This is a genomic window from Pseudoalteromonas galatheae, from assembly GCF_005886105.2.
In the GTDB taxonomy this organism is placed as follows: domain Bacteria; phylum Pseudomonadota; class Gammaproteobacteria; order Enterobacterales; family Alteromonadaceae; genus Pseudoalteromonas; species Pseudoalteromonas galatheae.
On record NZ_PNCO02000001.1, the window covers coordinates 1,473,247 to 1,487,197 of the forward strand.

The following is a 13,951-nucleotide window of genomic DNA, read 5'->3' on the forward strand; positions in this document are numbered from 1 at the left end:
TATGAGTAAAAAGTTACCACTCATTTCCCTAGTCGCCGCGTTCGTATCGAGTGTTACTTTAGCCTCAACAAGCACAGTCACTATTAAGGACTTGCCGGTTCTTAAACCTGAAGCGCAACATACAACGGCTAGTAAACGAGTGACTAACCTATTTACTCGACAACACTACAAACGCTTCAGCTTTGATGACAGCTTATCGGATAAAATCTTCGATCGTTACGTAGAAGCCATCGACTTTAATAAGTCTTTGCTTCTACAGTCGGATATCGATAGTTTTCAACAATATCGTAAACAATTTGATGATGCATTGATCTCAGGAAAATTGGGTTTTGCTTACGATATGTTTAATCTAAGCATGAAGCGTCGTTTTGAGCGCTATGATTTTGCTATTGACTTACTCGACAAAGAAATGAGCTTCGATAAAAAAGATGAGTTCATTTTTGATAGAGAAGAGCAAAATTATGCAACCGCGACAAGTGAACTTGATGAATATTGGCGCCAGCGCGTTAAATCTGATGCGCTGCGTTTAAAGTTGACGGGCAAAAATTGGGAAGAGATCAAAGAAGTTCTTACCAAGCGCTACAAAAACGCGCAAAAACGTCTAGTGCAAACGAACAGTGAAGATGCATTTCAAGTTATTATGAATGCGTTTGCACGTAGCATTGAAGCGCACACATCCTATCTCTCGCCACGCCGTGCCGAACAGTTCAAAATGGATATGGACCTAGAGCTTGAAGGTATTGGTGCGGTGTTAAGTTACGATGAAGATTACACCGTGATACGTAGTTTAGTCCCTGGCGGTCCCGCGGACAAAACTGAAAAACTTAAGCCGGACGATAAAATCATCGGCGTAGCACAAGATGATAAAGAATTTGTAGACGTTATCGGCTGGCGTTTAGATGATGTGGTCGATTTGATCAAAGGTCCTAAGGGAACCAAGGTTCGACTTCAATACCTTAAAGGTACTGATAGCCACGGAACGCCTAAAGTCGTTGAAATTGTTCGTGACAAAGTAAAATTAGAAGATCGCGCAGTTAAATCTTCTGTCTTTGAAGCTAAATATTCAGAGCTACAAAGTAAAATAGGCGTGATAGAAATTCCGAGTTTCTACAATAATCTCTCTCAAGATGTAAAAACTGAAATCGCTAAACTTAAAGAAGCCAAAGTCGATGGGGTTATCATTGACCTTCGCCAAAATGGCGGTGGCTCGCTTTACGAAGCAACCCAGCTATCCGGTTTATTCTTTGACCAAGGTCCAGTGGTTCAGATCCATACCGCTTACAATCGTGTCGAAAGTCAACAAGATAGAGATGGCATTACCTTCTACGATGGACCTTTGACTGTGTTAGTTGACCGCTACAGTGCATCAGCATCCGAAATTTTTGCTGCTGCGATGCAGGACTATGGCCGAGCTGTAGTGATTGGTGAGCAAACCTTTGGTAAAGGTACCGTGCAACAACATCGTGGCCTGGGTAAAAATTACGATTTATTCGAAAACCCTTTAGGGAGTGTAACTTACACGATTGCGAAGTTTTATCGTATCGACGGTGGTAGTACACAACATAAAGGCGTGATCCCTGATATCTTGCTACCATCGGCAATCAATCCTGAAGAGTGGGGAGAAAGCCAAGAGGATAACGCACTACCTTGGGATAGTATTGTTCGTGCAAAATATGCGAGTTTAGATAACTTGTCGCCAACCATTCAGTACTTGAGTAAACGCCATGATGAGCGAGTAAAAGTTGAGCCTGAATTCGAATATATTTATAAAGACATTGAAGAATACAAAGCGCGTAAAGACGATAAGGCGATTTCATTAGTTGAAGCTGAACGTATCAAGGAGCGCGAAGATCGTGATGATCTGGTATTGAAGCGGACAAATGAAAGGTTGAAGCGTCTAGGATTAGAGCCCGTTAAAGATTTGGACGATACGCCAGAGGTTATTTCGGAATTAGACCCGTACCTTGAAGAGGCAGCCCTGATCACGCAGGACCTAATTTCATACGGGCGAATAGCCAAAAACGAAGTTAAAAAATAAATAAAAGGCGCTTCAAGCGCCTTTTATTATTTCTTTTACTCTTACTTTTACTTAACAAATTTTGTTATCATCTGCGAGATTTTCTAAGCTGATACTCTTTTGAGGCTTTTTGAGAATGGTGCGTGGCTCGACCACTGGCAACCTTGCTACTCAAAACGGCTTAAAGCGGTATACTGCAAATAAAATAATTATAAGCATGGGTCGTCGTGCGTAGGAGTATTCCTTTTGAAACAACAAAAACAGCCGTCATTTATTGACGCTCTTATTCCGATCACTTTGTTGGTCGCTTTGCTAGGTGCTGCGGTGTACCTCTACGGTGACAGTTCATCATCGGGTCCAAACCAAATAGCCTTGCTTTTTGCAACATTCACTGCGGCGCTTGTTGGCCTAAAAAATGGTTTTACGTGGAAGACGCTTGAAGAAGCGATGATCAAGGGGATAACTATCTCTCTTGGCGCTATTATCATTTTACTGATGGTTGGTGCTTTAATAGGTACTTGGCTATTGTCCGGTACCGTTCCTACGCTGATCTACTATGGTCTGCAAATTATCAATCCAAGTTGGTTTTATGCCGCGAGTTGTTTGATTTGTGGAATTGTGGCGATGAGTATAGGCAGCTCGTGGACAACAGCTGCAACCATAGGTGTGGCGCTATTAGGCGTGGCGACGGGGCTTGGCTTAGATCAAGTCGTTACTGCGGGTGCAGTGATTTCAGGTGCTTACTTTGGAGATAAGTTGAGCCCACTATCTGAAACCACAAACCTAGCGCCTGCGGTCGCAGGTAGTGATTTGTTTGATCATATTCAACATATGCTTTGGACTACTGTGCCGAGCTTCGTAATTGCACTCATCATATTTATCGTAATGGGCTTTAATGCTGAAGTGTCAAGCGAAGCGGGGCGAATAGATGAAATAGTGTCGATACTGCAAACTAATTTCAACATTAATCTATTAATGCTAGTTCCTTTGCTGGTGCTGCTTGGTCTTGCTATCAAGAAAATGCCCGCTTTTCCGGCGATTTCAATTGGCGCGGTGATTGGGGCTATATGGGCAGTGCTGTTCCAAGGTGACCTAATTGCAAGCCAAATTGACGCTAGCCAAGGTGAATTAGTAGGTTATGTGAAATTAGTATGGGCGACTTTCTTTGATGGTTTTGCATTGCAAACAGGCGATGCAAAAATGGACGACTTGTTAAGTGGCGGTGGCATGTCATCAATGCTAACGACAACTTGGCTGGTGATGACGGCATTGATGTTTGGTGCCATTATGGAAAAAACTGGCTTACTTGATGTCTTCGTACGTAGCATTCTTAAAATTGCAAAAAGCACGGGTTCACTGATTGCCTCGACTATTGCAACTTGTATTGGTACAAATCTAGTTGCAGCGGATCAGTACATCGCGATTGTTGTCCCTGGCCGTATGTTCAAAGAAGAATACAAAAAGCGCGGTTTGAAGAGTGTAAACCTCTCTCGTACGCTGGAAGATGGTGGCACAATCACCAGTCCACTGATCCCTTGGAACACCTGCGGCGCATATATGCAAAGTGTACTGCTGATCAATCCGTTTGATTATGCCATGTACGCGTTCTTTAACTTGATCAATCCTGTACTGGCTGTTATCTACGCGTATCTCGGTATCAAGATCCTCAAGATTACGCCACCAACGGTAAACGCGGAAGAACCAAATGAGAAAGTAGGCCGAGCGTAAAGTAGCGCATTTGCAATCTTGCTCAGGCCTTTTCCAACAGGTCAAATAGAAATAAAACGCCTATCCTTAGAGTTGGCGATATCGAATTTGTTTTATCACTCGCCCCTTTTTGGGGCGTTTTTGTAAGGACTATATATGACTCAAAAACCACAAGCTAAATTTCTTAAAGATTACCTTGCACCAAGCCATACCGTTGATGCGCTTTGTTTGACCTTTGAGTTAAGCCCAAGAAATACCATTGTGACTGCGGTAAGTCAGTTTGTCGCTGTGAGCGATGCGACACAATTAATATTGGACGGTGTCGACTTAGAGTTGGTGTCTTGTCAGGTAGATGGTACAGAATGGCAAAGCCTTGAAAAATCCGATTCTGAATTGATCCTTTCTAACTTGCCAGAGGCTTTTGAGCTCAAAATTGTCACTAAGATTTCACCGCAAACGAATACGTCGCTTGAAGGCTTATACCTCTCTGATGGCGCATACTGCACGCAATGTGAAGCAGAAGGTTTTAGAAAAATCACCTACTTCATGGATAGACCGGATGTATTGACGACTTACACGGTGACTATCATTGGTGAATCAAAGTATCGTTACTTACTCTCAAATGGTAATAAAGTCGAAGAAGGGAGCCTAAGTGATGGTAGACATTTTGCAAAATGGCACGATCCACATAAAAAACCAAGCTACTTGTTTGCCTTGGTTGCCGGCGATTTTGATGTATTAGAAGACAACTACATCACTAAATCGGGTAGAGAAGTGAAGTTGGCGCTATTTGTCGATAAAGGCAATTTACATAAAGCTCCCCATGCTATGACGTCACTAAAAAAAGCCATGGAATGGGATGAGACAAGGTTCGATTTGGAATACGATCTCGATATATACATGATTGTCGCAGTTGATTTTTTCAATATGGGGGCAATGGAAAACAAGGGCCTAAATGTTTTTAACAGTGCCTGTGTGTTGGCAAGCCAAGAAACTGCGACAGACCGAGACTTTCACACTATTGAATCGATAGTTGGACATGAATACTTCCATAACTGGACAGGGAACCGGGTCACTTGCCGAGATTGGTTTCAACTTAGTTTAAAAGAAGGCCTAACCGTATTTAGAGATCAGGAGTTTAGCTGCGATTTAGGTTCTCGAGGCCTAAACCGTATCGACGCAGTAATGGCGATGCGTACGCATCAGTTTGCGGAAGATGCGGGACCAATGGCACATCCAATAAGGCCACAGCAAGTTATTGAAATGAATAACTTCTATACCGTGACTGTTTATAACAAAGGCGCTGAAGTCATCCGTATGATGCATACCTTGCTGGGGGAAGAGAACTTCCAAAAAGGGATGAAGCTCTACTTTGAACGTCATGATGGACAAGCAGTGACGTGTGATGATTTCGTTAATGCAATGATGGACGCCTCTGGTGTCGATTTAACGCAATTTAAACTATGGTACGAGCAATTTGGTACGCCAAGAGTAAAAGTGGCAACCGAGTATGACAAACAGACTCAAACATATGCAATTACGGTGAGCCAACGCCATGCTGATTGCGACCCTGTGAACGCGCCACTGCATATTCCATTTAAGCTAGAGCTTTTGGATGAGCAAGGTGAAAGCATCCCCTTGGTAACGAAGCACGGAGACATACAACGAGCGTTAGATATTACTGAATTTGAACAGCGGTTTGAGTTTGGGGGAGTTACAAGCAAGCCGGTTCCTGTATTGCTTGAAGATTTCTCAGCACCAGTGATTATGGAATACCGCTACAGCATTGATGAGTTATTACACATATTGCGTTTTGCGCGGAGTGATTACGCTCGTTGGGAAGCAATACAGCAAATCTTTATGATTGAAGTTAAGCGAGCGGTTACGTCAGGTGATAACGAACTGGATTCAAAAGTCCTCGGCGCGTTGTCCTCATTAGTGGAAACGTTAGAAGGAGATCTTGCACTACTGGCTGAGCTTTTGACCTTACCTACATTCGACACGCTAGCCGGTCAATTTGAAATTATCCCAGTAGATAAGCTCGTTTCAATTTCCGATGCATTTGAAATGCAAATTGCACAATCACTCCAATCGGTGTTTGAACTCGCTTATTTGTCTTTACAAGACTCAGGCTCACTAGAAGCAAAGGATGTTGCGATCAGAGCCTTCAAAAATAAAGCGCTTTATTACTTAGCGAAAACAGACTCTGATAGTGTTGACAGCGCCCTCGATAGTCAATTTTCATCAAACAATATGACCACTAAGCTGGGCTCATTAAAAGCGGCTGTCGCCGCCCAGCACACAAAGATGGAAAGTTTGTTCAGTCAGTTTGATAGTCAATGGCGTCACGATAGTCTAGTCATGGACAAATGGTTTGCATTAAGTGCAAGCTTACCTAATGATGAGGTGATATCGAATATAAATACGCTTTATGCGCATCCTTGTTTTGACAAAGGCAATCCTAACCGTGTTCGCGCATTGATAGGAAGCTTCGCAAGAACTAATCCTGCGCAATTCCATCGTACAGATGGTAAGGGCTATGCGTTATTGGGAGACCTACTAGTGGAGCTAAACAGTATCAATCCACAAAATGCGTCTCGTATGATTACGCCGTTCATGTCATGGAAGCGTTATGATGAAACACGCCAACAGCTGATGCGCGCGCAGTTGAGCCGTTTGGCTAACTTAGAAGGCTTGAGCGACGACTTATATGAAAAGGTAGAGAAGGCGCTGGCGCAGTAGATGAAAGAGTACTTCTTTTACATGGATCTGAGCTACGACAAGTGCCTCGGTTACTACTACGGGCACTATACTTCAGTGCAAGTGATTGAAGATGGGGGGAAGAGTATTCGCTTCCCCGCAGAGCGTATTCGCCCCTTTATTTCATCAATTGGGATCAGGGGCAGATTCCGTCTCATCTTGGATGATAGCAATAAGTTTCTATCGTTAGAAAAAGTCACTTAATCGAAGTAGAACTGCAAAACATATTTTATTTTTGTTAAATGAGTTTGTTATAAGCTTGAAATACGTGTTATAAATTATCTGGTAGGACGTCTTACCAAGAGTAAAATACGCCCCTAGAGGCGAAAAAGCGTTGATTTAGTGGAGCAGTATTTGTATTTTCGCGGTTTCGCTTCTATCGTTTAGACAACAAAAAACAATAACTCTAAGAGCTTAAGCTCTAGACATGACCCGCCAAAAGGGGGAGAAATAATGATAAAAAGATCGCTCTTTGTGAAAAACAAAATCATGCTCGGTCTTAGCGCGGCAGTAATGGGAGCTGCCGCCACGTCAGTACACGCGGCCAGTTTTGAGGTTGGTGATTTCGAAATTACCTTCGATTCGACTTTTTCTTATGGTCAAAGCATTCGCGTTGAAGATCGTAACTTTGATTTCATCGGTAAAAGTAATCATCCACAGTTTAACTGGGATGGTTATAAAGCAACCACTGGCAACACCATCTATTCTTCGTCACAAATCTGGTCACAACAGGGGGCCTATTCAAATAATGGTGATGCTGGTAACCTAAATTTTGACTCTGGAGATACTTTCTCTCAGTTGATAAAAGGTACCCATGATTTAGCAATTACCAAAGATAACTATGGTTTGTTCACTCGTTTCATGTATTTCTACGACTTTGCAATGGAAGATGGGGATTTTGCGTATAGCAACCCTGTTTCAGGCAAAAAAGTTGACCCGTGTGAAGACGACGATACCAGAAAACAAGTCTGTTCTGATTTACGCTTGCTAGATGCATTTGTTTGGGCAGATTTTGACCTCAATGATGGCAAAAACCCGCTCTCAGTGCGTTTAGGTCAGCAAGTAGTTAACTGGGGTGAAAGTACGCTTATTTCCCATGGCATTAACGTCAACCCAGTGGATATTGACCGTTTGAAAGCGCCTGGCTCTGAAGTAAAAGAAGCCTTTATCCCTGTAGGTATGCTTTGGGCGTCGATTGGTTTGTCTGAAAACGTCAACCTTGAAGGTTTTTATCAGTATCAATGGCATGAAACCAGATTGCCGGCAACAGGTAGTTACTTCTCAACCAATGATTTTGCATCTGAAAATGGTTATATGCAAAATGTTCAGCTTGGTTTTACCTCAAATCCTGATATCGATTTATATCACTTAACGGATGCGTTAAACAGCTTATATGCTGATGCGACGGCCGCGTTGGTTGCGCAAGGCGTAGTACCAACAGCTGAGGCTGTGGGTAGTGCCGCAGCTTCCATGTATATGGCTTATCCGACAAGAGTGGCACTTAAAGGAAAAGGGAATAACGGTAAGAGCGAACCTGATGATGGTGGTCAGTACGGTTTACGCTTAGGTATTTTCTCTCCAGAGCTAAACGACACTGAATTTGGTTTGTATTACATTAATTACCATAGCCGCAGACCTTTGATTTCTGGTAAAGCTTCTAACTTTACAGGTCAAGCGATTATGGCTGACTTAGCTTATATCGCACAGAACCAAATTACGGCAGATAATATCACTAACCTAAACGCCTTTACTCAAGCGCAAATTACCTACCCTGAAGACATCAAGCTGTATGGTTTAAGTTTTAATACTGCGATTGGTGAAACCGCATTTGCTGGTGAAGTGGCATATAGACAAGATGAACCACTGCAGATAGATGACGTTGAACTACTTTACGCAGGTATGGTTGAGCAGTTAGCCGCTGCGGGTCTGCGTGATGATTTGGCTGGTTTATCTCAGCTTAGTCAAGGGGACGATATCGCTTATGTGGGTCCTGGTGAAGTCGCACAAGGTTATATTTTGCGAGACACTATTCAAGCACAGTTTACTGCAACACATTTGTTCGGACCATCGCTAGGTGCAGATAGCTGGGCAGTGGTTGGTGAAGTAGGTGCTGTTACCATCAAAGACATGCCAGAGTACGATGAACTTCGTTTGAATGTTTCAGGTACTGGCCGAAGTGGCACGATTGAGGGGCTTTCAGGCCGAGATTACAATCTTATCCACCAAGCGGTTTCAAATGGTCCAGAAACCAACCCATTCCCGTCGGCTTCTGCATGGGGCTATCGCCTTATTGCTAAGGGTGAGTATAACAACCTATTCAGTGGTGTGAATTTTTCTCCACGCGTAGTGTTCTCACATGATGTTAACGGTATCACCCCAGATCCTATGTTCTTATTCATTGAGGATCGTAAATCGCTAGGCATTAATCTTAACTTTAACTACCTAAATTCGTGGTCATTTGATTTTGGCTATAACACGTTTTGGGGTGGTGGTAAGACGAATACCTTTGCGGACCGTGATTTCATCTCATTCAACATTAAGTATTCAATTTAAGGGCTTTCGATATGTTTAGAAAACCTACGTTTATCGCAGCAACAATAATTACAATGCTGTCTGCCAGCAGCGCTATGGCTAAAATGAGCGCTGACGAAGTTGCACGTTTAGGTAAAGACTTGACGCCTATCGGTGCAGAGAAAGCGGGTAATGCTGATGGCAGCATTCCGGCTTGGAATGGTGGGATCACAGCGCCGCCAGCTGGTTATGAAGTGGGCATGCACCATCCAGATCCATTTGCTGATGACAAAGTATTGTTCACAATTGATAAATCAAATTTAGATAAATACAAGTCACTGCTAAGCCCAGGTCAAATTGCACTATTTGAAACGTATCCAGAAACGTTCAAAATGAACATTTACCCAACTAGACGCAGCGCTTCTTATCCACAGTTTGTGTACGATGCAACGAAGAAATATGCATCTACAGCAGAGCTTATCGAAGGTGGTAACGGCATTAAAAATACTGCTATCGGTATTCCGTTTCCGGTGCCAAAAGATGGATTAGAAGCTATCTGGAACCACCTATTGCGTTTCCGTGGCTTGTCGATTGCACGTTTCGGTGGCCAAGCGATGCCGACGGAGTCAGGTGCTTATAACATTATTGGTTTCGATGAGCAGTTATTGGTTAAGTACTCTGCAACAGACGCAACGCCTGAAGCATTACAAGAGTCAAATATCCTGTTTAAGTTTAAGCAGCAAGTGACAGAGCCTGCACGTCTTGCTGGTACGGCACTGCTTGTACATGAAACCATGGACCAAATTCTGACACCTCGCCAGGCTTGGACCTATAACGCAGGTCAGCGTCGTGTAAGACGTGCGCCAAACGTTGCATATGATGCACCAGGAACTGCGTCAGATAGCTTACGTACAACAGATGACTTTGACATGTTTAACGGCTCTCCAAACCGCTACGACTGGAAACTAGTTGGTAAAAAAGAGATGTATATCCCTTACAACAGCTATAAGTTACATAGTGACAAGTTGAAGTATGATGATATCTTGATGGCTGGCCACATCAACCCTGAACACGTACGTTATGAAAAACACCGTGTATGGGTAGTCGAAGCTAACCTGAAAGAAGGCACTCGCCATATTTATAAAAAGCGTGTGTTCTATATTGATGAAGATAGCTGGCAAATCCACGTAACGGATATCTATGATAACCGTGATCAGATGTATCGCGTCGCGATGGCACATGGTCTTAATTACTACGAAGTGCCGACACATTGGAGTACGTTGGATGTCTATCATGATCTAAACTCTCGTCGCTACCTTGCGATTGGGTTAGATAACGAAGAAGACATGTACGACTTCAGTCAGTCTTTCAACGATAACGAGTTTACTCAGGGTGCGCTGCGCCGTGAGGGTCGCCGTTAATCAAATATTATCAGGCTGAAGCAACCTCGCTTCAGCCTTCTTCCTCCTTTCCTCTCACAACTCGAGTGTTTTCTCATGATGAAGAAGTTAGTAGCAGCCTCGATTTTAACTATGGCGCATGTAGCAGTAGCCGAAAGTAGCGATCAGATTTCAGCAAAATCAGCCCTGATGGTCGCTCACCCAGAGCAAACGCTTTTCACAGATATTACAGATAACGGTGATGCGTTAATTGCGGTAGGTAAACACGGCACAATAATTATTAAACAAGAAGGGCAAAACTGGACGCAGGCAGAGGTGCCAATTCAATCACTGTTGACCTCTGTGACATTCAAAGGCAAAGATATTGGTTGGGCGTGTGGCCACGACGCCAGCATAATCAAAACCACAGACGGTGGTAAAACATGGGCGCTAAAACAATATCTACCAACATTGGAAAAGCCTTGTCTTGATATTGAGTTTATTGACCAGCAACACGGCTTTGCTGTGGGCGCTTATGGAATGTTTTTTGAAACCACGGACGGTGGTGAATCCTGGACAAAACGTTTTATCAGTGAATTTGTTCACCCCGACGATGTCGACTATTTAGCCGATTTAAAAGAGCAAGACCCCGCGGCATACGAACAAGAAACGGCGTTTATTCTTCCCCATTTTAATCGTCTGTTAATCGCCGAAGGCATGATGTACCTTGCCGGTGAAATGGGACTTGTGGCACAAAGTGATGACTTGGGAAAGACATGGCAAAAATTTGAGTCTTTTTATCGCGGATCATTTTTCGCTGTTGATCAAACCTCTGACAACCAACTTATTGTTGCGGGCCTTAGAGGCAACGCATTTATTGGCAATGTACAGCAAATAGTACAGCTCGATACTCAAAAAACAGCGACAATAAATAGCATTGCCCACAAAGATAATGTGACCTATATGTTTGCTAACAGCGGCGTAATATTCACGTTGAAAGCAGGTAAGCTAACCTCAAAACAACTAAAAAATGGCCACTCTATTTTAGCAGGTGTGGTTAAAAAGAATCAGCTAATTCTAGCGACGGAGCAGGGGATTGCTGAGGTAGAGGTGAACAACTAATGCAAGCGTTTTTAAATCAATTGGTATACGCCATCTTTAGGCATCGTATTAGCGTCGTGTCTTTTTTCGTACTGACGACGGTATTTTTGGGCTTCAAAGCCACACAAATTCAGCTCGATGCCTCATTTAACAAAAATATTCCACTAAATCATGAATACATGAAGGTGTACCTGAAGCACGAAAAACAGTTTGGTGGTGCAAATAGTATTCTTATTTCTGTTTGTGATAAAGATGGTGACATCTTTAATGAGCCATTTTTCACTCAGCTAAAAGCGGTGCATGATCAGCTTTATTTTATTCCGGGCGTTAATCGCCCATTGGTAAACTCAATCTTTGCTCCTAGTGCAAGATTTGTTGAAGTTGTGGAAGACGGCTTTGCTGGTGGGCCTATTATTCCTGCTAATTTCCAACCCACCGAACAAGGCCTAGCGGTTGTAAAGCAGAACATTGAAAAAGCAAAAGTTGTGGGTCGTATGGTTGCAAGCGACTATTCATGTGCCATGGTAACCGCACAGTTAATGGAAACCGACCCGCAAACTCAAGAGAAACTTGATACCTTAGCTTTTGCGCAAAAACTAGAATCTGAGGTCAGAGCGCCACTTAGCACTGATAAGGTGAGTATCCATATCATTGGCTTTGCAAAGATGGCTGGTGACATTGCTGATGGCGCGAAAGGCGTAGTGCTCTTCTTTGCATTAGCGATTGCTTTTACCTTTATTATGGTTTGGATGTTTTGTAAGAGCTTTAAGCTAACCTTATTACCTATCGCCTGTTCTTTTATTGCTGTGATTTGGCAGATGGGTTTACTCAGTACTTTGGGTTTTGGTGTTGATCCCATGTCTATTTTGGTGCCTTTCTTAGTGTTCGCCATTGGCGTGAGTCACGGTGTGCAAATGATCAACGCGATAGGTAAAAAAGTAGCGGAAGGGGTAAGCTGTAAAGTGGCTGCTGAAGCGAGTTTTAAAGCATTACTTATCCCTGGTGGTATTGCTCTACTGTCGGACACCGTTGGCTTCTTAACCTTACTGGCAATCGACATCGGCATTATTCGTGAACTTGCTATTACTGCCAGTTTAGGGGTTGCGGTTATCATCTTTACCAACTTGATACTGCTTCCAGTGATGGCGTCGTTCTTTGAGTCCGCAAATATCAAACGACTTGGTGATGGTAAAAACGCCAGCCATGGTATGTTTGAGGCAATGCGAGAGTGCTTGGTGAAAACCACAGACAAAAAAGTAGCCAGAATTATCTTACTTATCAGTGCAGTACTGTTCGCATTTGGCTATTGGCAATCTGAAAAGATGCGTATTGGTGATTTACATGCTGGTGCACCGGCGCTACATGAAGATGCCAGATACAACCAAGACACTTTTCTTATCTCAGACCGTTATGCCATTTCTTCTGACATCTTAAAGGTCATTGTCGAAGCGACACCTGCGGCTTGTACTGAGCACGATACAATGGAGCGTATTAGTCGTTTCCAATGGCGCGTAGAAAATTTGGCCAGTGTACAATCGGCAGTTTCTTTGAGCTCTGTTGCACAAGCGGTTAATGCTGGGTACAACGAAGGTAACTTAAAATGGCAGACGTTACCAAGAAATACTGCTTCTCTAGTTCAAGCTACCTCTCGAGTAGAGACAAGCTCAGGACTGCTTAACGGTGATTGTTCGGTGATGCCTATTATCATCTTTATGGAAGATCATAAGGCGGAATCTATCGACCATGTGATTGCAAAGATCAAAGCGTTCTCAGAAGAAGAGGGAACTGATGACGTTGCCTTTAAGTTGGCGTCTGGTCCAATCGGTGTAATGGCGGCGACAAATGAATCTGTTTCTGAGGCACAGGTCCCTATGATGATATACGTGTACGGTGCCGTGATCCTGTTATGCTTAGCGAGCTTTAGGAGCGTTCGAGCGACTATCGCAGTGGTACTACCTCTGTATGTGGTATCAACGCTGGCTCAAGCGCTTATGGTGCAGCTTGAAATCGGTTTAACGGTATCGACGTTACCGGTAATTGCTTTGGGTGTGGGAATAGGTGTCGATTATGGCATTTATATTCTATCCTCAATGATGGGACAGCTTAAGCAAGGTATGCCGTTGTCTGCGGCCTATAGAAATGCGCTTGCTGAACGAGGCAGTGCGGTACTGTTTACTGGTATCACGCTGGCTATTGGAGTAAGCACATGGATTTTCTCTGCGCTTAAGTTCCAGGTTGATATGGGTATCCTTTTAACCTTCATGTTCTTGGTAAATATGCTGGGTGCTGTGCTGCTTTTACCGGCAATTGGAACGCTCATCTGGTCTGACCAGAAAAAATAATGTGAATAATTGTGCTCCTTTTTATTTGGTATTGGCGATTTATATCTATTTTTTGTGAATAGATGAGCAAACAGCTGAAAAGCTTGAAATGTTTTCGTCAAAAAGGCTGTTTATTAGCGTCAGAAAGGTTAGAA

The 13,951-nt window shown here is 43.3% G+C and carries 8 protein-coding genes; all 8 read left to right on the top strand.

The genetic code is table 11. From position 1 onward, the window contains the following. The first annotated feature begins 1 nt into the window (after position 1). A complete protein-coding gene (prc, locus tag CWC29_RS06455) occupies positions 2–2,038 on the top strand; it encodes a carboxy terminal-processing peptidase (RefSeq protein ID WP_138523878.1) in 2,037 nt (678 codons plus the stop codon). 225 nt (positions 2,039–2,263) lie between these two features. Next, entirely contained in the window at positions 2,264–3,745 is a 1,482-nt protein-coding gene (gene nhaC / locus CWC29_RS06460; protein ID WP_128728255.1) for a Na+/H+ antiporter NhaC, read from the top strand. 135 nt (positions 3,746–3,880) lie between these two features. Continuing rightward, the gene (gene pepN / locus CWC29_RS06465) at positions 3,881–6,466 is read left to right on the top strand and encodes an aminopeptidase N (protein WP_138523876.1); all 2,586 of its coding nucleotides are present in this window, start codon (positions 3,881–3,883) and stop codon (positions 6,464–6,466) included. Continuing rightward, complete coding sequence (locus tag CWC29_RS06470; protein WP_010604628.1) at positions 6,467–6,688, top strand: DUF2835 domain-containing protein; 222 nt, start codon at positions 6,467–6,469, stop codon at positions 6,686–6,688. Positions 6,689–6,937: 249 nt separating this feature from the next. Continuing rightward, positions 6,938–9,037, top strand: coding sequence for a DUF1302 domain-containing protein (locus CWC29_RS06475; RefSeq protein WP_128728253.1), 2,100 nt, complete (start codon positions 6,938–6,940; stop codon positions 9,035–9,037). Positions 9,038–9,048: 11 nt separating this feature from the next. Beyond that, complete coding sequence (locus CWC29_RS06480) at positions 9,049–10,416, top strand: DUF1329 domain-containing protein (protein ID WP_017218691.1); 1,368 nt, start codon at positions 9,049–9,051, stop codon at positions 10,414–10,416. A gap of 78 nt (positions 10,417–10,494) precedes the next feature. Next, the gene (locus tag CWC29_RS06485; protein ID WP_235956640.1) at positions 10,495–11,496 is read left to right on the top strand and encodes a WD40/YVTN/BNR-like repeat-containing protein; all 1,002 of its coding nucleotides are present in this window, start codon (positions 10,495–10,497) and stop codon (positions 11,494–11,496) included. Further along, positions 11,496–13,817, top strand: coding sequence for an efflux RND transporter permease subunit (locus CWC29_RS06490; RefSeq protein ID WP_138523874.1), 2,322 nt, complete (start codon positions 11,496–11,498; stop codon positions 13,815–13,817). Before CWC29_RS06485 ends, CWC29_RS06490 begins: the two co-directional genes overlap by 1 nt. Positions 13,818–13,951 lie beyond the last annotated feature (134 nt).

Bases quoted from the DNA above. Each gene is read 5' to 3' on its own strand.
- prc (WP_138523878.1), top strand. From the start codon at position 2: ATGAGTAAAAAGTTACCACTCATTTCCCTAGTCGCCGCGTTCGTATCG.
- pepN (WP_138523876.1), top strand. From the start codon at position 3,881: ATGACTCAAAAACCACAAGCTAAATTTCTTAAAGATTACCTTGCACCA.
- CWC29_RS06470 (WP_010604628.1), top strand. From the start codon at position 6,467: ATGAAAGAGTACTTCTTTTACATGGATCTGAGCTACGACAAGTGCCTC.
- CWC29_RS06475 (WP_128728253.1), top strand. From the start codon at position 6,938: ATGATAAAAAGATCGCTCTTTGTGAAAAACAAAATCATGCTCGGTCTT.
- CWC29_RS06480 (WP_017218691.1), top strand. From the start codon at position 9,049: ATGTTTAGAAAACCTACGTTTATCGCAGCAACAATAATTACAATGCTG.
- CWC29_RS06485 (WP_235956640.1), top strand. From the start codon at position 10,495: ATGAAGAAGTTAGTAGCAGCCTCGATTTTAACTATGGCGCATGTAGCA.
- CWC29_RS06490 (WP_138523874.1), top strand. From the start codon at position 11,496: ATGCAAGCGTTTTTAAATCAATTGGTATACGCCATCTTTAGGCATCGT.